General features: G+C 66.3%; 18 protein-coding genes. 7 read left to right on the forward strand and 11 right to left on the reverse strand.

Annotated features, from left to right (window positions below; all coding sequences use genetic code 11):
• Positions 1–23: 23 nt before the first annotated feature.
• Together Ga0102493_RS04885 and Ga0102493_RS04890 are read left to right on the forward strand one after the other, a co-directional pair.
• The gene (locus Ga0102493_RS04885; RefSeq protein ID WP_034904220.1) at positions 24–389 is read left to right on the forward strand and encodes a thiol-disulfide oxidoreductase DCC family protein; all 366 of its coding nucleotides are present in this window, start codon (positions 24–26) and stop codon (positions 387–389) included.
• A gap of 74 nt (positions 390–463) precedes the next feature.
• A complete protein-coding gene (locus Ga0102493_RS04890; RefSeq protein WP_034904217.1) occupies positions 464–1,630 on the forward strand; it encodes an alpha-hydroxy-acid oxidizing protein in 1,167 nt (388 codons plus the stop codon).
• Between the two features lie 386 nt (positions 1,631–2,016).
• Here Ga0102493_RS04890 and Ga0102493_RS04895 read toward each other — a convergent pair whose 3' ends face one another.
• A complete protein-coding gene (locus Ga0102493_RS04895; RefSeq protein WP_034904214.1) occupies positions 2,017–3,468 on the reverse strand; it encodes an NAD-dependent succinate-semialdehyde dehydrogenase in 1,452 nt (483 codons plus the stop codon).
• Between the two features lie 138 nt (positions 3,469–3,606).
• Here Ga0102493_RS04895 and ald point away from each other — a divergent pair, with 138 nt between their 5' ends.
• From ald to fghA, 3 genes are read left to right on the forward strand one after another with little or no spacing between them, the layout of a single operon-like run.
• Positions 3,607–4,689, forward strand: coding sequence for an alanine dehydrogenase (gene ald / locus Ga0102493_RS04900; RefSeq protein ID WP_034904212.1), 1,083 nt, complete (start codon positions 3,607–3,609; stop codon positions 4,687–4,689).
• A 22-nt stretch (positions 4,690–4,711) separates the two neighbouring features.
• On the forward strand, positions 4,712–5,818 hold the full coding sequence (locus Ga0102493_RS04905; RefSeq protein WP_034904209.1) for an S-(hydroxymethyl)glutathione dehydrogenase/class III alcohol dehydrogenase: 1,107 nt from the start codon (positions 4,712–4,714) through the stop codon (positions 5,816–5,818).
• On the forward strand, positions 5,818–6,654 hold the full coding sequence (gene fghA / locus Ga0102493_RS04910; protein WP_034904207.1) for an S-formylglutathione hydrolase: 837 nt from the start codon (positions 5,818–5,820) through the stop codon (positions 6,652–6,654). The genes Ga0102493_RS04905 and fghA overlap by 1 nt, the downstream gene beginning before the upstream one ends.
• Here the strand turns inward: fghA and Ga0102493_RS04915 are convergent.
• The 10 genes from Ga0102493_RS04915 to tsaD form a co-directional block, all read right to left on the reverse strand.
• Positions 6,651–7,661 carry a fumarylacetoacetate hydrolase family protein gene (locus Ga0102493_RS04915; protein ID WP_034904205.1) on the reverse strand — a complete coding sequence of 337 codons (1,011 nt, stop codon included), beginning with the start codon at positions 7,659–7,661 and terminating at the stop codon, positions 6,651–6,653. The two genes, fghA and Ga0102493_RS04915, sit on opposite strands and share 4 nt — an antisense overlap.
• On the reverse strand, positions 7,658–8,305 hold the full coding sequence (gene maiA, locus Ga0102493_RS04920; RefSeq protein ID WP_034904202.1) for a maleylacetoacetate isomerase: 648 nt from the start codon (positions 8,303–8,305) through the stop codon (positions 7,658–7,660). Before maiA ends, Ga0102493_RS04915 begins: the two co-directional genes overlap by 4 nt.
• A gap of 12 nt (positions 8,306–8,317) precedes the next feature.
• Positions 8,318–9,532: an acyl-CoA dehydrogenase gene (locus Ga0102493_RS04925; protein ID WP_174544533.1), complete on the reverse strand. Its 1,215-nt coding sequence runs from the start codon at positions 9,530–9,532 to the stop codon at positions 8,318–8,320.
• An 87-nt stretch (positions 9,533–9,619) separates the two neighbouring features.
• Entirely contained in the window at positions 9,620–9,946 is a 327-nt protein-coding gene (locus tag Ga0102493_RS04930) for a phage tail protein (RefSeq protein WP_034904200.1), read from the reverse strand.
• Between the two features lie 72 nt (positions 9,947–10,018).
• On the reverse strand, positions 10,019–10,378 hold the full coding sequence (locus tag Ga0102493_RS04935; protein WP_034904198.1) for a response regulator: 360 nt from the start codon (positions 10,376–10,378) through the stop codon (positions 10,019–10,021).
• A gap of 108 nt (positions 10,379–10,486) precedes the next feature.
• A complete protein-coding gene (locus Ga0102493_RS04940) occupies positions 10,487–11,101 on the reverse strand; it encodes a helix-hairpin-helix domain-containing protein (protein ID WP_034904196.1) in 615 nt (204 codons plus the stop codon).
• A gap of 171 nt (positions 11,102–11,272) precedes the next feature.
• Positions 11,273–12,940 carry a vWA domain-containing protein gene (locus Ga0102493_RS04945; RefSeq protein ID WP_034904526.1) on the reverse strand — a complete coding sequence of 556 codons (1,668 nt, stop codon included), beginning with the start codon at positions 12,938–12,940 and terminating at the stop codon, positions 11,273–11,275.
• 109 nt (positions 12,941–13,049) lie between these two features.
• Positions 13,050–14,606, reverse strand: a complete 1,557-nt coding sequence (locus tag Ga0102493_RS04950) for a lipopolysaccharide biosynthesis protein (RefSeq protein ID WP_418251653.1) — start codon at positions 14,604–14,606, stop codon at positions 13,050–13,052.
• Entirely contained in the window at positions 14,603–15,604 is a 1,002-nt protein-coding gene (locus Ga0102493_RS04955; protein ID WP_034904194.1) for an NAD(P)H-dependent glycerol-3-phosphate dehydrogenase, read from the reverse strand. Before Ga0102493_RS04955 ends, Ga0102493_RS04950 begins: the two co-directional genes overlap by 4 nt.
• A complete protein-coding gene (tsaD, locus tag Ga0102493_RS04960) occupies positions 15,601–16,695 on the reverse strand; it encodes a tRNA (adenosine(37)-N6)-threonylcarbamoyltransferase complex transferase subunit TsaD (RefSeq protein WP_051698015.1) in 1,095 nt (364 codons plus the stop codon). Before tsaD ends, Ga0102493_RS04955 begins: the two co-directional genes overlap by 4 nt.
• Positions 16,696–16,814: 119 nt before the next feature.
• Here tsaD and hemC point away from each other — a divergent pair, with 119 nt between their 5' ends.
• Together hemC and Ga0102493_RS04970 are read left to right on the forward strand one after the other, a co-directional pair.
• Complete coding sequence (hemC, locus tag Ga0102493_RS04965; RefSeq protein WP_034904522.1) at positions 16,815–17,693, forward strand: hydroxymethylbilane synthase; 879 nt, start codon at positions 16,815–16,817, stop codon at positions 17,691–17,693.
• On the forward strand, positions 17,690–18,367 hold the full coding sequence (locus tag Ga0102493_RS04970) for a uroporphyrinogen-III synthase (protein ID WP_069297463.1): 678 nt from the start codon (positions 17,690–17,692) through the stop codon (positions 18,365–18,367). Before hemC ends, Ga0102493_RS04970 begins: the two co-directional genes overlap by 4 nt.
• The last annotated feature ends 20 nt before the right edge of the window (positions 18,368–18,387 follow it).

Genomic DNA, 18,387 nt, shown 5'->3' on the forward strand with positions numbered 1-18,387 from the left:
ACGGGGATTAGCATTTGTTATTCATGGAAAACGATCCCTTAGAGAAAGTCACCGTCTGGTATGACGGCGCCTGTCCGCTCTGCCTGCGCGAGATTGCGCTGATGCGGCGGCTGGACCGGCGCGGGGCGATCCGCTTCGTCGACGTCTCTGACAAGGGCGAGCCAGCATCCTGCCCGATCGACCGAACGCGCCTGCTCGAGCGGTTCCATGCAGAAGAGGACGGCGTGCTGCTCGAAGGTGCTGCGGCCTTCGCCGCGATGTGGCGGGCGATCCCGCTGCTGCGCCCGCTCGGCCTTGCCGCGCGCTGGCGGCCGTTGCTGGGCCTGCTCGAGGCGGCGTATCGTCAGTTTCTCAAGGTCCGGCCGCGGCTCCAGCGCTTCTTCGCGTAAGCCTCCACATTCGCTCTTGCCCCGCGCCGCTCCATCGGCTGGAACGGGCGCGGGAAAAGAGGAGAGGACCCGCGATGAGCCATTTCGGTGCGATGCAGAACGAAATCTACAATGCCGGTCTGAAAGGTATATTGCCCGATTACCCGGTCGATTTCGCCACGCTGGAAAAGCGCGCGCACGAGGCGCTCGGCCCAATGCTGACCAATTACGTCGCAGGCGGCTGCGGCGACGAACACACGCAGGACGAGAACGCGGCGGCCTTTCACCACTGGGGCATGGTCCCGCGCATGATGGTCGACTGTTCCGAACGGGACCTGTCGATCGAACTGTTCGGGCACCGCTACGAAACGCCGCTATTCATGGCGCCGATCGGCCTCAACGGCGAAGCTTCGCGGGACCGCCACGGGGACATGGCAGCCGCGCGCGCCTCGGCGATGACGGGCGTGCCGTTCTGCGCCTCGACGCTCTCCAACGACCCGCTGGAGGACGTGAAGGCGGCCTGTGGCGACACGCCCGCATGGTTTCAGCTCTATACCCCGCGCAACCGCGAACTGGCGACAAGCCTCATCCGCCGCGCCGAGAAGGCGGGCTATTCCGCGCTCGTCGTGACTCTGGACACCTGGGTGACCGGCTGGCGGCCGCGCGACCTCAATGCATCCAATTTCCCGCAGCTGCGCGGCAAGGTCCTGCAGAACTATTTCACCGATCCGGTCTTCCGCTCGCTGCTGGCGAAGCCGCCGGAAGAGGACCCGGCAGCGGCGATCTTCACCTGGGCGGCGACTTTCGGACAGGTGCTGACCTGGGATGACATGGAATGGTTCAAGTCGGTGACGAAGCTGCCGATCGTTCTCAAGGGGATCTGCCATCCAGACGATGCGCGGCGCGCGGTCGATACCGGGGCGGATGCGATCTACTGCTCCAACCATGGCGGGCGGCAGGCCAATGGCGGGATCGCGACGATCGACCTGCTTGCCGATGTGGTCAAGGCGGCAGGCGAGGTGCCGGTCCTGTTCGACAGCGGCGTGCGTTCGGGCACCGATGCGGTGAAGGCGCTGGCGCTGGGGGCTAGAGCGGTCGGGGTGGGCCGTCCCTATACATACGGCCTGGCGATTGGCGGGGATCAGGGCGCGGCATGGGTGCTGCGCTCGATTCTCGCCGAGGCGGACCTGCTCATGGCGGTAAACGGCTATCCCACGCTTGCCGATGTGCGATCAGCCGGCGCGGTGCGTACCGATCGCTGATCGGGCATGCTGCAAATGCGCACACAGCGGGGTGCGAAAAGGTCGGACCCGGATCGAAAAACGAAGGAAACGCGCTTACGGGCTTGACCGGAAGCGCGAAAAGTTGCGCGCGCGATCAATTCCGGTTCACTTTTCCACAGCTTTCCTGTTAGACTGCGCTTGCTAATAAAAGCGAATCGGGGACGCGATCAATGGAACGACCGACAATATGGTCCAGTGGCCCGGATGCCATGGGACGCACCGTCTGCACTCATGACGAGCGTGCCCGCCGGGCCCATTACGGACGCATCCAGCCAATGGGTGAATCCGGTTCGCTCCGTTCGATCCTCGCGCGCTTCATTCCCCTTTCCTGATCCGGCCGGCTTCCCGGCCGGACTGCCGTCGGCTTACGCGCCCGCCTTCGCGACGGTGACGAGCTTGGTCTCGGTGTAGCCGAGATAGCCCTCGACCCCGCTTTCGGAGCCGAAGCCGCTGTCGCCTGTCCCACCGAAAGGCGTCTCGGGCGAGCCCACGCCGAAATGGTTGATCGCGACCATCCCTGCGCGCAGGCTCCGCCCGAGATAATGGCTCTCGTCCAGGCTTGCGGTGAAGGCATAGGCCGCGAGCCCGTAGCGCAGCGAATTGGCGATGCGCACGGCCTCCTCGATGTCGTCATAGGGCACGATCCCCGCGACCGGGCCGAATGGCTCCTCGACCATCAGCCTGCTGTCGAGCGAGGGCGCTGCAATGACGGTCGGCTGAAAGAAATGGCCCGGCCCCTGAATTGCGGAGCCGCCCGCGACGATCTCGCCCTTTTCGCCGCCGAGCGATTTCATGAGCTCGGTCATCGCCGCAACTCGCCCTGCATGGGCGAGCGGGCCCATCTCGACGCTTTCGTCGCTGCTGGCATCCCCGACCTTCAGTTTTTGCGAACGCGCCGCGAATTCGGCGACGAACCTGTCGTAGATCCCGCGCGCGACGAGGAAGCGCGTCGGCGAGACGCAGACCTGGCCGGCATTGCGGAACTTGGTCGCCGCGCACGCCGCGACGGTGCGGTCGAAATCGGCGCTTTCGCCGATCACGACCGGCGCATGCCCGCCGAGTTCCGGGGTAAAGCGCTTCATTCCCTGCGCGGCGAGCACACCCAATTGCTTGCCCACCGCAGTCGATCCGGTGAAGCTTACCTTGCGCGTGACGGGCGAGGCGATGAGATGCTCCGAAATCATCGCCGGGTCGCCATGGACGAGGTTGAGCACGCCGTCGGGAAGCCCCGCATCGACGAAGCATTCCACCAGCATCTGCGCGCTTGCGGGCGTGGTCTCGGCAGGCTTGAGGATCGCGCTGCATCCGGCCGCCAGCGCGCCGCCGATCTTCTTGGCCGGCAAGTTGATCGGGAAATTCCAAGGTGTGAGAAGCACCGCCGGGCCGACCGGCTCCTGCGTAACGCGCTGTTCCAGGATGGCATGGCTGCGCGCGGGCACGATCCGCCCGCCCTGGCGCTTGGCCTCCTCGGCGAGGAAATCGATCAGGTCGGCTGCGCCCGTCGTTTCGCCAAGCGCCTGAGCGTGGGGCTTACCCATCTCGAGCGTCACGACCCGCGCAATGGTCTCGGCGCGTTCGCGCAGCAGTTCGGCGGCGCGGCGGATGACCCGGTAACGTTCGATCGCGGGCGTATCGCGCCACACCGCGAACCCGCTGTCGGCGGCGGCGAGCGCCGCGTCGAGCTGCTCCTTCGACACCTTGGGCGCGCTGCCGATCGCCTTTTCGGTCGCCGGGTTGACCACTTGCATCGCGCCCTGGCCGCCCTCGGCGATCCATTCGCCGCCGATCAGCATGCGAACTTCGGGATAGGTGGTCATGCGGCTCTCCTTTTTCGCGTTTCGTCTCGTCTGCGCCCCTTTCAAACCCGCGAGCGCTTTGCAACCATACTTGCCCCGATTGTAACTTTGTTGCGCATTCTTTAGCGGGGGCCTCGAACTCATCCCCAGGAGCGAATCATGCTTGTCGGCGTCCCCAAGGAAATCAAGAATCACGAATATCGCGTCGGGCTGACACCCGAAGCCGCGCGCGAATATATCGGTGCGGGCCATTCGGTCTTGGTCGAAACGGGCGCCGGTTCGGGCATCAGCAAGGACGACGAGGAATATCGCGCGATCGGCGCGGAGATCGTCGACACGGCGCAGGAAGTCTTCGCCCGCGCGGACATGATCGTGAAGGTCAAGGAGCCGCAGCCGAACGAATGGGTGCAGCTGCGCGAGGGGCAGATCCTTTTCACCTATCTCCACCTCGCCCCCGACCCAGATCAGGCGAAGGGCCTGATGGAATCCGGCGTGTCGGCCATCGCCTATGAGACGGTCACCGGGCCGGGGGGCGGCCTGCCGCTGCTCGCCCCGATGAGCGAGGTCGCAGGCCGGCTCTCGATCGAGGCGGGTGCGCATGCGCTGCGCGCCAACAATGGCGGGCGCGGCACGTTGATGGGAGGGGTGCCGGGCGTCCTTCCGGCCAAGGTCGTGGTGCTGGGCGGCGGCGTCGTCGGCACCCAGGCGGCGCGCATGGCGGTGGGTCTCGGCGCGAATGTCGAGATCTTCGACCGCTCGATCCCGCGCCTGCGCCAGCTGGATGAGATGTTCCAGGGCCGCGTCGCGACGCGCTTTTCGACGACCGGTACGATCGAGCAGGCGATCCGCGATGCCGACGTGGTCGTTGGCGCCGTGCTGATCCCGGGCGCAAGTGCGCCGCATCTCGTCACCCGCGAGATGCTCGGCCTGATGAAGAACCGCTCGGTACTCGTCGATGTCGCGATCGACCAGGGCGGCTGTTTCGAAACCAGCCACGCCACCACGCACGAAAACCCGACCTACGAGGTCGACGGAATCATCCATTACTGCGTCGCCAACATGCCCGGCGCAGTGCCACTCACTTCGAGCTATGCGCTCGGCAATGCGACGCTGCCTTTCGGCCTTGCGCTCGCGAACAGGGGGATCGCGGCGTGCGAGGAGGACCCGTACCTTGCGCCCGGCCTCAATGTGCATCAGGGCCGGATCGTGAACGCCGCCGTCGCGGAAAGCCTCGGCTTCTGAACCCAGAACGGAGACACGCCCCATGAAGACCAGAGCCGCCGTCGCCTTCGAACCGAAAAAGCCGCTCGAGATCGTCGAACTCGATCTGGAGGGTCCGAAAGCGGGCGAGGTGCTGGTCGAGATCATGGCGACCGGCATCTGCCACACCGATGCTTACACGCTCGACGGGCTCGATAGCGAGGGCATCTTTCCCAGCATTCTCGGCCATGAGGGCGCAGGCATCGTGCGCGAGGTCGGCGCGGGTGTGACCAGCGTCGTCCCGGGCGATCACGTGATCCCGCTCTACACGCCTGAATGCCGCCAGTGCAAAATGTGCCTGTCGGGCAAGACCAATCTGTGCAGCGCGATCCGCACGACGCAGGGCAAGGGGTTGATGCCGGACGGAACATCGCGCTTCAGCTACCGGGGCGAGACGATCTACCACTACATGGGCTGTTCGACCTTCTCGAACTTCACCGTCCTGCCCGAGATCGCGGTCGCGAAGATCCGCGAGGACGCGCCTTTCGAAACCAGCTGCTATGTCGGCTGCGGGGTGACGACGGGCGTGGGCGCGGTGGTCAACACGGCCAAGGTCGAGCCGGGTGACAATGTCGTCGTCTTCGGGCTGGGCGGGATCGGCCTCAACGTCATCCAGGGGGCGAAGATGGCAGGCGCGGACAGGATCGTGGGCGTCGACATCAACCCGGCCAAGCGGGAATGGGGCGAGAAGTTCGGCATGACCGACTTCGTCAACCCGAAGGAAACCTCGGACGTGGTCGCGCATATCGTCGAGATGCTCGACGGGGGCGCGGATTACAGTTTCGACTGCACCGGCAACACCGACGTGATGCGCCAGGCACTGGAATGCTGCCACAAGGGCTGGGGCACCAGCATCATCATCGGCGTGGCCGAAGCGGGCAAGGAGATCGCGACGCGGCCCTTCCAGCTCGTTACCGGACGCAACTGGCGCGGCACGGCTTTCGGCGGGGCGAAGGGGCGCACGGACGTGCCGAAGATCGTCGACTGGTACATGAACGGCAAGATCGCGATCGACCCGATGATCACCCACACCCTGACGCTTGATGAAATCAACAAGGGCTTCGACCTCATGCATTCGGGCGAAAGCATCCGTTCGGTCGTGGTCTATTGATGGAGACCGTTGCCGAAAACCGCAGCCATGGCGGGATGCAGGGGGTCTACGGCCATGCTTCGCGCGAGACAGGGACCGACATGACCTTCGCGGTCTTCGTGCCCGAGCATGCACCGGGCGAGAAGCTGCCGATGCTATGGTACCTTTCGGGCCTTACCTGCACCCATGCGAACGTCATGGAGAAGGGCGAATATCGCGCGGCGTGCGCTGAGCATGGCGTGATCCTCGTCGCACCCGACACAAGCCCGCGCGGGGATGACGTGCCCGATGCGGCAGAGGAATACGATTTCGGGAAAGGCGCCGGCTTCTACCTCGATGCGACGCGCGAACCGTGGTCGAAGCACTATCGCATGCGCTCCTATATCGAAGCCGAACTGCCGGATCTGATCGCCGAGCACTTTCCTGCCGACATGGAGCGTCAGTCGATCACCGGCCATTCCATGGGCGGCCACGGCGCGCTGACTGCGGCGTTGCGCGACCCCGCGCGGTTCCGTTCGGTCAGCGCCTTCAGCCCGATCGTCGCGCCGTCACTTGTGCCATGGGGGCAGAAGGCGTTCCCGCGCTATCTGGGTGAGGACCGCGACAAGTGGCGCGAACATGACGCGGTCGCCCTGATCGAGGACGGGGCCCGCCACGATCACATTCTCGTCGATCAGGGAACCGCGGACATTTTTCTTGGCGAGCAGTTGAAGGCCCACCTGCTCGCCGAGGCCTGCGAGGCCGCTGGCATGCCCGCGACGATCCAGATGCAGGAGGGTTACGACCACTCCTACTTCTTCGTCTCGACCTTCATGGCCGAACACGTCGCCTGGCACGCCGAGCGGCTGAAGGCCTAGGCCTGCACCACCTTCTGCTCGATCGCGCCGAAGATCGAGTGATTGTCCGCATCCCGCATCTCGACCCGCACCGTGTCGCCCGGCGCCATGAAGCGCGTCGTCGGCTCGCCGTCGCGGATCGTCTCGATCATGCGGATTTCCGCGATGCAGGAATAGCCGAGGCCGCCGTCGGCAACCGGCTTGCCCGCACCGCCGTCGGGATCGCGGTTCGAGATCGTGCCCGAACCGATGATCGAGCCCGCGCACAGCGAACGCGTCTTCGCGGCATGGGCGACAAGCTGCGCCATGTTGAAGGTCGCATCCACGCCGACCTCGGCCCGGCCGAAGGGTTCGCCATTGTAATCGACCATCAGCGGCAGGTGGACGAGGCTGTCCTTCCACGCCTCGCCCAGTTCGTCGGGCGTGACGGCGACGGGAGAAAAAGCGCTCGCCGGCTTGGACTGGAAGAAGCCGAAGCCCTTGGCGAGTTCGCCAGGGATGACGCCGCGCAGGGACACGTCGTTGACGAGCATGACGAGCTTGATGTGACCGGCAGCGTCTTCGGCGCTGACACCCATCGGCACGTCGTCGACGATCACGGCGACTTCGCCTTCCATGTCGCAGCCCCAGGCGGTGTCACCCAGCGGGATGTCTCCGCGCGGCGGCAGGAAGCCATCCGACCCCCCCTGGTACATCAGAGGATCGTGATAGAAGCTTTCCGGAACCTCGGCCCCGCGTGCCTTTCGCACCAGTTCGACGTGGTTGATATAGGCGCTGCCGTCGGCCCACTGGTAGGCGCGCGGCAGGGGCGAATGGGAGTCGCGTTCGTGGAAGCGTTCGCACGGCACCGCCTCGTGCTCGACATCGCGGGCGAGCACTTCCAGTTTCGGCGCGATCTCGGCCCAGTTGTCGAGCGCATGTTGCAGCGTGGGGGCGATGTTGTCGGCGGCGCAGCAGCGGGTGAGGTCCTTCGAGACCACGACCAGCCTGCCGTCGCGCGTGCCGTCCTTGAGGGTTGCGAGCTTCATGATGTCTCCCTTTGCGGGTTGTCGTTCTGGTTGTCGGGGTGCGCGCGCCTGAACGGTTCAAGCGCGAGACAGGCTGCCTCGATCCGTGTCATGCGAGGGCTGGCGGACAGGTCGTATTCGAACCGGCGCGCATTGTAGAGCTGCGGGACAAGCACGGTCTCGAACAGGCCGGGCGCATCGAACAGGAAATCGCCGGTACCAAGCTGCTCGAGCCGCTGTTCAACCGGGACCAGCGTGCGCGCGAGCCAGTGGCGATACCATTCGCCGATCTCGCCTGGCGACTTGCCGTATTCTTCCTTGAGATATTTCAGCACCGGCAGGTTCAACGGCGCGTGCAATTCGGTCGCGATCGCATAGGCGAGTTCGCGCGCGGTGTAGCGGGCCTCGATATCGGCAGGCAGCAGGGGTTTTGCCGGATAGGCCTCGTCGAGCCATTCGATCAGCGCCATCGACTGCGCCCGATCGCGCCCGTCGGCTTCGAGCATCGGCACGCTCGCGAAGGGATTGCGGCTGGTGAAGGCCGCATCCTTCTGAGCGCTCTCGAGCAGGTTGACGGGCACGTTTTCGAAAGCGAGCCCTTTCAACTCGAGCGCGATGCGGAGGCGGTAGCTGGTCGAGCTGCGGTAATATCCGTGGAGCTTCATGCGGCCCTGGCGTCAGGCGAAGGCCGGAATGCCGGTGATCGCGCGGCCGAGGATCAGCGCGTGAACGTCATGCGTGCCTTCGTAGGTGTTGACCGTTTCCAGGTTCACCGCATGCCGGATCACCTGGTATTCCTCGGAAATGCCGTTCCCGCCATGCATGTCGCGCGCCATCCGGGCAATGTCGAGCGCCTTGCCGACATTGTTGCGCTTCACGATCGAGATCATGTCGGGGCTGAAGCGGTGCTCATCCATCAGCCGGCCGACGCGCAGGCTTGCCTGTAGGCCCAGCGCGATGTCGCTCATCATGTCGGCAAGCTTCTTCTGGAACAGTTGGGTCGCAGCGAGGGGCCGGCCGAACTGCTCGCGGTCGAGGCCGTATTGCCGCGCGGCGTGGAGGCAGAATTCCGCCGCGCCCATCGCGCCCCACGAAATCCCGTAGCGTGCGCGGTTGAGACAGCCGAACGGGCCCTTGAGCCCTTCCACATGCGGCAGCAGCGCCTCGGCGGGCAGCTTCACCTCGTCCATCATGATCATTCCGGTCGTGGATGCACGAAGCGAGATCTTGCCCTCGATCTTGGGTGCGGAGAGGCCTTCCATCCCCTTTTCGAGGACGAAGCCGCGGATCGCACCGCCATGCTCTTCCGATTTGGCCCAGACGACGAAGACATCGGCGAAAGGCGAATTGGAAATCCACGTCTTGGAACCGGAGATGACGTATCCATCGCCGTTCTTCTTCGCGACGGTCTTCATGCCCGAGGGGTCGGAGCCCGCATCGGGTTCAGTAAGGCCGAAACAGCCGATAAGTTCGCCGCTCGCAAGGCCGGGGAGATATTTCTGACGCTGCTCCTCCGAGCCGTAGGCGTAGATCGGATACATCACGAGGCTGGACTGCACGCTCGCCATGGAGCGATAGCCGCTGTCCACCCGTTCAATCTCGCGCGCGATCAGGCCATAGGCGACATAGCTCGCGCCGGCACCGCCATATTCCTCGGGCACGGTCGCGCCGAGGAGGCCGGCTTCGCCCATCATCGGGAAGAGTTCGGGAGCATCGACTTCACCCCGGAATGCCTCGATCACGCGCGGCTGCAGCTGGCCCTGCGCGAAGCCTTTAGCCGCATCGCGGATCATCCGCTCTTCCTCGGTCAGTTGGCTGTCGAGGTCGAAGGGATCTTCCCAGTTGAACGGGACTATACCGCTAGAGGGCTTTTCGGGGGCGGGGCCGTGCATATGGTTACTCCTGAAACTTGTTTGGCCTTTTTGCAGGTGTGGAGACCCTCCGCAAGGCCGTGCGGGGAACTCCCCCATGCATTTCACTCATGACCGCGAGGGATAGATCCCTTCGCCGACCACGCAATGCTTCAGCGCGCGGCCATTGGCCGAGGCAGTGGCGCCGGCGAGATCGGGGAGGGAGAAGGTAGTGCGCCCGTCGCCGCCATATTGCGTGCCCAGCAGCGAGAACAGCGCGGTGTATTGCGCAATCGGCAAAAGCCGCCCGTCGGCGGGCAGCGTGCCGCGCGGGCAGAAATTGGCCGCGACGGTGATGACCTTGCCGAGATAGTCTTCCTGCGCCGAGGCGGGCGCTCCCGGAAATGCGCCAAGAGCGAGCGCGAGCGCGGCAGCGCGGATGATCGCGTTTGTCATGACTTTCCCTCTGTTCTGCCCGCAAGACCATGGCCTGCGGCGGGGGAAAGATCAATCGCGCCGGGCGCCCCTCTAGGCTGCTGCCTCGAGCGCGTTGTTCACCGCCTCGATCACGTCCGCGGGCGGGCAGGGCTTTTCCAGCGTCCGCGCGCCGGGAAAGCGTTCCGCGATCTCCTCGCGCGTGTGGTGGCCCGAATGGAAGATGATCGGCACGCCTTCACTGGCGAGCTTTTCGGCGAATTCGAAGACCATGCCATCGTCCAATTGGATGTCGAGAATGGCAAGGTCGGGCCGTTCCTTCTGGAAAGCGAACATCGCCGAGGAGATCCCGGCATGGGGACCTTCCACGCGGTAGCCCGCTTCCTCGACCGTATCGCGCAGGTCGTAGGCGACGATCATCTCGTCTTCGGCGACGAGAATGCTCTGCGTCATGAATGTCCTCCTGTGATTGCCGGCAGAGTGTAACACGGATCGCCGGTTAATGCAGGAGGGGGCAATACGCAGCGCTGCGCAAGGGTGCTGCGGACAGTGCGGAAGGGGTCAGGCGCCCCGGCCGAACTTCGCTTCGAATGCGTCCTTGTCGCCCGAAACCAACAGCTTGGCCTGCTCGACCCACTGATCGCGGCGGATGCGGCCCTTGAAGCGGCCGAGCTGCGAATCGACGCGTTCGATCTCCGCTTCGTCCCAGGCGGCGATCTGTTCGAATCGGGTGATGCCCAGTTCGTGCAGCATCGTCACGAGCTTGGGCCCTACGCCCTTGATGCGCGACAGATCATCGCTTTGTGCCGACGCGGCTGCCGGTGCAGGAGCGGGCGCGGTTTCGGGCTTCGGCTCGGGCACCGGATCGCCCACCGTCGGGGCGACGCTCACGCCGGCTTCGGCATCGGCGCTTTCGCCTGCCGTGGCAATGCCGTGCGCGTTCGCCTTGGCCGAGGTCTCGCCCATTGTTTTCTCGACCGCACGCGGACTGCTGATCAGCGCTTCGTTTCGGCGAGGACGCTCCGCCCCGTCATCGAGCACGTCGCGCTTTTCGGAATCCTCGGCCCCGACTACCTTCGTCTTGGTGTTCACGCGCATGAACAGCATGATCGCGATCACGAGCAGGACGAGGCCGATCAGGATCAGCGGAAGGGCAGAGGCAAAGCTATCGGACATGGGCAGCGGTCTTTCCTGTCATTGGCGGAATCGGCGTGGACAGGCCTTTAGCAGCGCCCGCCCGTCATGCCCAAGGGGGTTGGACGCAAGCCGGGCTGCGGCGAGCGCGAAAAAGGTCGGCGGGGATGTCCCACCGGCCTTCTGCAACCCTTCAGGGCAAGCGCCGACGCGTCAGCCACCCTTCATCGCATCGGCGAGCTCGGTGAGCTTGACGAATTCCTGCCTCCAGTAGTCCCGCTGCGGTCCCGCCAGAGCGCGCGCATCGGCGAAGTCGAAGCCGTTCATGAGCGTGTCGCCGCGCAGGATCTGGCCGAAGGCCGCGACCGAGGCGGCGAAGGCGAAATCGCCGCGTGGTAGGCGGGCCGAACGGAAGTCGTCGCTCATCACGACCGTGTCGATCAGCCTGGACGTGTCGCCGCCGAGCAGCTTGTAGCGCAGCTTGACATGGGCCGCCTCCGCCATGCGCAGCTCCGCCTCGGTCGACGGACGGTCTTCATAGCGCCGCGGCGCGATCCAGCCTTTCGCGCCTGCGGGCACGACCTCGTAGATCGCGGTGACCTGGTGGCCCGCGCCGATATCGCCGGCATCGACCGCATCATTGTCGAAATCCTCCTCGCGCAGCGCCCGGTTCTCGTAGCCGACAAGGCGGTATTGCGAGATCACGGCGGGGTTGAATTCGACCTGGATCTTCACGTCCTTGGCGATGGTGAAGAGGGTCGAACTCATCTCGTCGCTGAGCACCTTCTTCGCTTCCAGCGCGCTGTCGATATAGGCGTAATTGCCGTTCCCATGACCGGCGATCTGCTCCATCATCGCCTCGTTGTAATTGCCGGTGCCGAAGCCGAGCGTCGTCAGCGTGATCCCCGAATCCCGCTTCGCCTCGATCATCTCGACGAGTGCGTCACGGTCGGAAACGCCGACGTTGAAATCGCCGTCGGTGGCGAGGATGACGCGGTTGACGCCGCCCTCGATGAAATTGTCCTGGGCGATGTTGTAGGCGAGCTGCAGCCCTGCGCCGCCGGCGGTCGAGCCGCCTGCCGACAGGCTGTCGAGCGCGCGGCGGATCTTGCCCGTATCGTTGGTCGGTTCGAGCACGAGGCCCGCAGCGCCGGCATAGACGACGATCGAGACGCGGTCGTCCTCGCCCAGTTCGCCTGCAAGGCCCGCCAGCGCGGTCTTGACCAGCGGGAGCTTGTCGGGGCTGTTCATCGAGCCCGAGACATCCATCAGGAACACGAGATTGGCGGGCGGGCGCTCATCACGCTCTATGTCGTAGCCGCGAAGGCCGATCCGCATGAGATAGGTGTCCTCGTTCCACGGGCTCCTGGCGACATCGGTGGTGACGCTGAAGGGGACATCGCGGGTTTCGGGCCGGGGATAATCATAGCGGAAATAGTTGATCATCTCCTCGGTCCTGACGGCGGCCCTGGGCGGCATCATGCCGGTGGTGAGGAAGCGCCGCGCATTGGCGTAGGCGCCGGTGTCGACATCGACCGAGAAGGTGGAGACCGGCTCGGACTGGACCAGTTTGACCGGCGAGATTTCCTCGCCCTCATATTGCTCGCGGCCCGGATCGGTCGCCACGCGGACGGGCGGGACATACGCTTCGGCATTGGGAGCCCGCATCGCGCCGGTGCGATTGCGCGAGCCGGTGACGCTGACGATCTCCTGCGGCGCGTAGGCCGGAGGCGGGGGAGGCGGCGGGGGCGGAGGCGCCTCTTCGCCAGTCCTGTCGGAGGCCGTGCCGCCGGTGCTCGCCATTTCGCCGTCCTGTTGCGCCGCGCAGCCTGCAAGAACCAGCGCCAGCGCCAGCGCGCCCGTCAACTTCCCGTGTCGCATCGTGAATTCTCCCCGCTCGTGCATCCCGCCCGCATGAGGCCGCCGGAGCCGTGAATAGCGACTGAACGTGCTGTCGGGGCGGTGAAATGTGCACTTCAAGGCACTGGAATCACGCCGTTTCGCCGTCGCCCTTCGGTGTCACGTTGCGGCGGAAGAGAACCTTGTCGTCCTCGTCGAAGCCCCGCTTCCACACCACGAATCCGTAAGTCGCGAGGATCGCGGGTATGCCGACGACAAGTTCGATCCATTCGGGCAGCAGGGTGAAGGCAAAGCCGACCACGACTGCCGGGGCGGCCGCATGAACCAGCGCCCAGCGCCAGTTCGAGACCGGTGCCTTGAGCAGCGTCTTGAGGACCATCGCCTTGACGAGGCTCGAGGTCGCGAGCGCAAGAACCAGCGCGAGTGCCGCGCCCGCCGCCTTGAACCCCTCGTCGAGCCCGAGCGCTTCGCACGCCTTGATGAGGCCGATGGTGAGCGCGCCCTGCAGGGCGATCACCCCGATCGAAATGGCGAGATTGCGCTTCCTCGCGATATAGACGAGCACGCTTTCTGACACGACCGCCATTGATGCGACGACTTCTGCGGCAAGCAGCAGAGCGAGCGCGCCCGTGCCCCCGACGATGGCAGGCCCGCCAAGGCCCATGACAGCCTCCCCCGGGATCCCGAGCGCCAGTGCGATCCCGCCCTGCAGGGCGATGATCCAGAAGCCGACCTGTCGCACCTGCGCTGCGATCGCGCCGTAATTGCCGGTCTTCAGGTTCTTCGTGATGACGGGCGAGAGGATCGGCTCGAAACTCGTTTTCAGCTTCTGCGGCAGGCTCGCGATCTGCTGGGCGAAGAAGTAGATGCCGACCGCGGCCGAGGAGGTGAACAGGCCGAGCAGGAAGACATCAAGGAGCCGCGTCCCGCGCTCGATCACGTCCGCACCCACCAGCGGCAGCGAGCGGCTGGTCATCCGGGCGAGATAGCGCGGCCGCGGGCGCCATCCCTTGGGCAGGCCATAGGTCCGCAGGAACGACCACAGGGCAGTGGCGAGCGCGGCGTAGATCGAGGCGAGGAATGCCATGGCGAGCCCCGCCTCGCTGATCGCCGCGATGTAGAAGAACGCAACCGCTGCGATGGACCGGGTCCAAGGTTCGACGATCGCCCGCGCGCGCACCGTGGTCGCGATGTCATAGCGATAGGCCTGCGCCGCGAGCAGGATCTCGGTCAGCGCGAAGGCCGGAATCGCGGCGATCATCCAGATGTCGAGATCGCTGTTCGTGCCGTTCGGGAACATCACCTCGGGAAACAGCAGCAGAACCGAGCAGATCGCTGCCGAAACCAGCATCGAGGCGAGCATCCCGTCGAACACCAGATTGACCGCGCTCGTCCCTTCCTCGTCCGCCCCATCGGTCAGGCGCTGGGCAAGGCCTCGTTTCTCGCCCAATGCGCAGATGAGCGCGACGATCTCGACGATAACGAAGGCCGAGGCGAACCGGCCCATGTCCTCAACCCCGTAGAGTCGGTAGCCGAGGAAGAGGAAGGGGATGCCGCCCAGCGCCCGGATGACGAAGCCCAGAGTGTTGGTTCGCCCGCCCTTGGCAAGCGCCGCGATGTCATCCGACCCCGTCACATCGGGTGTCGGCGAGGAAGCGCGCTGGACGGGCGGAGTGGTCTCGCTCACGGCCTTCGTTCCTGCTCGGATTTGAGCGGGCGGGCGAGCAGCGCCGCGACGACTTCGCGGGGCGGCTCGCCTTCGAGGATGGCGTTTACGGCGGCGACGATTGGCATGGCGATCGCCCGGTCTTCGGCGAGAGCGGCAAGGACGGGCGCGGTGAAGGCGCCTTCGGCGACGGTCGTCCGGTCCACCATCAGGTCGTCTGCGCGCTTGCCTTCACCCAGCGCAATGCCGAGCGAGAAATTCCGGCTCGAGGTGGACGAGCAGGTGAGCACCAGATCGCCGAGCCCGCACAGCCCCGCGAGCGTTTCCGGCCTTGCGCCGAGCGCCTCGCCGAACCGCAGCATCTCGGCATAGCCCCGCGCGATCAACGCGGCGCGCGCGTTCTGGCCAAGGCCTAGCCCGTCGACCAGCCCGCAGGCGATGGCGAGGACATTCTTGATCGCCCCGCCGATCTCAGCGCCTGTCACGTCGTCCGAGTAATAGGGCCGGAAGGTCGGGCGCGCGATGGCGGGCATCAGCCGCTCCCACTGCGCCTCTCCGCCCGAACAGGCGAGGGTCACGGCCGTGGGGAGCCCGGCGGCGACCTCGTGCGCGAAGGTGGGCCCCGACAGGACCGCGATCTCGCTCGCCGGGCAGGCTTCGCGCGCGACGTCGTTCATCAGGCGCCCCGTGCCCGCCTCGATGCCCTTCGAGCAAAGTACTAGGTCGCGCGGAGCATCGGCGAGGCCGGAGAGGATCTTGGCCAGGACCTGTGCGGGCGTGACAGCAAGGAGGATGGGAATACCTGCAAGATCCGCGAGGTCCCCGGTCGCGCGGATCGAGGAGGCGAGGTCGGTGCCTTTGAGGAATGCGGGATTGGCCTGATCGGTGTTGATCGCCTCGACCACTTCCGGCTCATAGGCCCAGATCAGCACGTTCCTGCCGTCGCTCGCGACCAGCTGGGCAAGCGCGGTGCCCCATGCGCCCGCGCCGATCACGGCGATTTCGGGTCTACCGCTCATGCCTTCACTCCCGCACCGCGCACCGCTTCGGCTTCCGGGTCGAGCGGCCAGCGCGGCCGCGCCTTGATGTCGAGCGGGTCGCCCGCCGCCCCGATCCACGCTTCGCCTTCCAGCATGATCCGCTCGCAACCCGCCCAGGCGATCATCGCGGCATTGTCCGTGCACAGAGCCAGCGGCGGGGCGACGAAGCGCATGTCGCGGCGTGCAGCGAGCGCCTCGAGCGCGCCGCGCACCGCCTGGTTCGCCGCGACCCCGCCCGCGACGACGAGCGCGGGCATCCGGTCGATCAGGGCAAGCGCGTGTTCGAGCCGGTCGATGAGGCAGTCCACCGCCGCCTGCTGGAACGCGGCGGCGATGTCGGCGGGCGCGTATTCGCCGCTTTCATGGGCGCGCAGAACCGCGCTCTTGAGGCCGGCAAAGGAGAAATGCGGCTCCTTCGATCCCGCGAGCGGGCGGGGCAGGCGCAGCTTCGAGGCATCGCCCTCGCGCGCGAGCCGTTCGACCGCCGGGCCGCCGGGATAGCCGAGCCGAAGGATCTTCGCGGTCTTGTCGAAAGCTTCGCCCAGCGCATCGTCGATCGTCGTCGCAAGGCGGCGATAGTGCCCGGCGCCCTCGACGGCGAGGATCTGGCAATGCCCGCCCGAGACGAGCAGCAGGAGATAGGGAAAATCGAGGCTCGCGTCGGCGAGCCGCGGCGAGAGAGCATGGCCTTCGAGATGGTTGACCGCGAGCAGTGGCTTGTCCGCCGCCATCGCCAGCGCCTTGCCGCTGACGAGGCCGACCATGACTCCGCCGATCAGTCCCGGCCCTGCCGTGGCGGCCACGGCATCGACATCGGCAAGCGTCAATCCGGCATCGGCCAGCACCGCCTCGACCATCGGTGCGATCCGATCGGCATGGGCGCGCGCGGCTATTTCGGGAACGACCCCGCCATAGGGCGCGTGCTCGGCTTCCTGCGAGGCGATGGCCTGCGCAAGGATCGTCCGGTCCGCAGCGACCAGCGCGACCGCGGTCTCGTCGCAGCTCGATTCGATCCCCAGGACGAGGGGCCGCGCGAACGGGCGGGCAGGGTTGGGGGACAGGTCGGTCATGGCGCTTCCACTTAAGCCTTGTCGGGGCTAGAGCAAGCACAGCCATGAGCCAATCACCGCAAGACAGCGCCCCCGGCGCCTATCGCATCCGCCTCGGTACGCGCGAATCCCCGCTCGCCATGGCCCAGGCCCACGAGACCCGCGCGCGCCTGTGCGCCGCGCACGGCTGGGACGAAAACGAGGTCGAAATCGTCCCTGTCGTCGCCAGCGGAGACAAGGTGCTCGACCGCCCGCTCGCCGAAATCGGCGGGAAGGCGCTGTGGACCAAGGAACTCGACGCATGGCTGGGCGAGGGGCGGATCGACGCCGCGGTTCATTCGGCCAAGGATGTCGAGACGATTCGGCCGCGCGAATTCCACTTCGCCGCCTTCCTGCCGCGTGCGGACCGGCGCGACAGCCTCGTCGGGGCGGAGAGCATCGCCGCGATCCCCCGGGGCGCGACAGTCGGGACGAGCGCGCCGCGCCGCGCCTCGCAGCTCCTCAATCTCAGGCCCGATTGCCGCGTGGTCATGTTCCGCGGCAATGTCGCGACGCGGCTGGGTAAGCTCGATGCGGGCGAGGCGGACGTTACCTTCCTCGCCGCTGCGGGCCTTGAACGTCTCGGCCAGAGCGCGGTCGGCCACCCGCTCGAGACCGGGGAATGGATCCCCGCTGCCTCGCAGGGTGTGATTGCGATCGAATGCCGCGCCGATGCGCCCGAGGTGACCGCGATGCTCGGCGCGATCGACCACGCGCCGACCCGCGCCGAACTCGAGGCCGAGCGCGCTCTGCTCGCCGCGCTTGGCGGAACGTGCCATTCGCCGGTCGCGGTGCTATGCGAAGCCGATGGCGATGCCCTTGCCATGCGCGCCGCGCTGTTCAGCCCGGACGGAAGCGAGCGGGTCGAGGGCAAGGCCAATTTCGCACGCGCCGATCATGGCCCGGTGGCAGCGCTCGCCGAAGACCTGCTCAAGCGTGCCAGCCCCGCGATCACCGAGCATTTTCGCCAGAACGCATGAGGCGTCCTGTCATCGCCGTCCGGCCCGAGCCGGGGCTAGCCGCGACGCTGGCGCTGGCGCGCGAGATGGGGATCGAAGCGCACGGAACGCCGCTGTTCGAAATTCGCCCCTGCGCATGGACGGCGCCGGACCCTGCCACGATCGACGCGCTGCTGGTCGGCAGCGCCAATGCCTTCGCCCATGGCGGGGCGGCGCTGGCCCGGTTCGCGGACAAGCCGGTACATGCGGTCGGCGAGAAGACCGCCGGGGCCGCTCGCGCCGCGGGCTTTGCCGTAAGGACGATCGGGACGAAAGGATTGCAGTTCGTGCTCGAAGGGATCGCGGCGCCGACCCGCCTGCTGCGGATAGCCGGGGCGAAGCACGTTCCGCTCGATCCGCGGCCCGGCGTCGAGATCGAAACCGTCATCGCCTATGAGAGCGCAGCCATGCCGATGCCGACGTGCCTTGGCGAACGACTCCTCGGCGGCGGGCTCGTCCTGCTTCATTCGGGCGAGGCGGCCCGCCATTTCGCCGCCGAATGCGAAAGGCTGGGCCTTGCCCGCACCGACATCGCGCTCGCCGCGCTCGCCCCGCGCGTCGCAGAGGCCGCGGGCGGGGGCTGGCGCGCCGTCCGGGTTGCGCCGGAGCCGAGCGATGCCGCGCTCCTCCAGTTGGTGCGCGACATGGTGGCATGACATATGCGAATGACCCGTGC

The sequence above is a fragment of the Erythrobacter litoralis genome (assembly GCF_001719165.1).
GTDB lineage: Bacteria > Pseudomonadota > Alphaproteobacteria > Sphingomonadales > Sphingomonadaceae > Erythrobacter > Erythrobacter litoralis.

Bases quoted from the DNA above. Each gene is read 5' to 3' on its own strand.
- fghA (WP_034904207.1), top strand. From the start codon at position 5,818: ATGGAGACCGTTGCCGAAAACCGCAGCCATGGCGGGATGCAGGGGGTC.
- hemC (WP_034904522.1), top strand. From the start codon at position 16,815: ATGGCCCAGGCCCACGAGACCCGCGCGCGCCTGTGCGCCGCGCACGGC.
- Ga0102493_RS04890 (WP_034904217.1), top strand. From the start codon at position 464: ATGAGCCATTTCGGTGCGATGCAGAACGAAATCTACAATGCCGGTCTG.
- Ga0102493_RS04895 (WP_034904214.1), bottom strand. From the start codon at position 3,468: ATGACCACCTATCCCGAAGTTCGCATGCTGATCGGCGGCGAATGGATC.
- Ga0102493_RS04905 (WP_034904209.1), top strand. From the start codon at position 4,712: ATGAAGACCAGAGCCGCCGTCGCCTTCGAACCGAAAAAGCCGCTCGAG.
- tsaD (WP_051698015.1), bottom strand. From the start codon at position 16,695: ATGACCGACCTGTCCCCCAACCCTGCCCGCCCGTTCGCGCGGCCCCTC.
- maiA (WP_034904202.1), bottom strand. From the start codon at position 8,305: ATGAAGCTCCACGGATATTACCGCAGCTCGACCAGCTACCGCCTCCGC.
- Ga0102493_RS04930 (WP_034904200.1), bottom strand. From the start codon at position 9,946: ATGACAAACGCGATCATCCGCGCTGCCGCGCTCGCGCTCGCTCTTGGC.
- Ga0102493_RS04945 (WP_034904526.1), bottom strand. From the start codon at position 12,940: ATGCGACACGGGAAGTTGACGGGCGCGCTGGCGCTGGCGCTGGTTCTT.
- Ga0102493_RS04915 (WP_034904205.1), bottom strand. From the start codon at position 7,661: ATGAAGCTCGCAACCCTCAAGGACGGCACGCGCGACGGCAGGCTGGTC.
- ald (WP_034904212.1), top strand. From the start codon at position 3,607: ATGCTTGTCGGCGTCCCCAAGGAAATCAAGAATCACGAATATCGCGTC.
- Ga0102493_RS04940 (WP_034904196.1), bottom strand. From the start codon at position 11,101: ATGTCCGATAGCTTTGCCTCTGCCCTTCCGCTGATCCTGATCGGCCTC.
- Ga0102493_RS04925 (WP_174544533.1), bottom strand. From the start codon at position 9,532: ATGCACGGCCCCGCCCCCGAAAAGCCCTCTAGCGGTATAGTCCCGTTC.
- Ga0102493_RS04970 (WP_069297463.1), top strand. From the start codon at position 17,690: ATGAGGCGTCCTGTCATCGCCGTCCGGCCCGAGCCGGGGCTAGCCGCG.
- Ga0102493_RS04935 (WP_034904198.1), bottom strand. From the start codon at position 10,378: ATGACGCAGAGCATTCTCGTCGCCGAAGACGAGATGATCGTCGCCTAC.
- Ga0102493_RS04885 (WP_034904220.1), top strand. From the start codon at position 24: ATGGAAAACGATCCCTTAGAGAAAGTCACCGTCTGGTATGACGGCGCC.
- Ga0102493_RS04955 (WP_034904194.1), bottom strand. From the start codon at position 15,604: ATGAGCGGTAGACCCGAAATCGCCGTGATCGGCGCGGGCGCATGGGGC.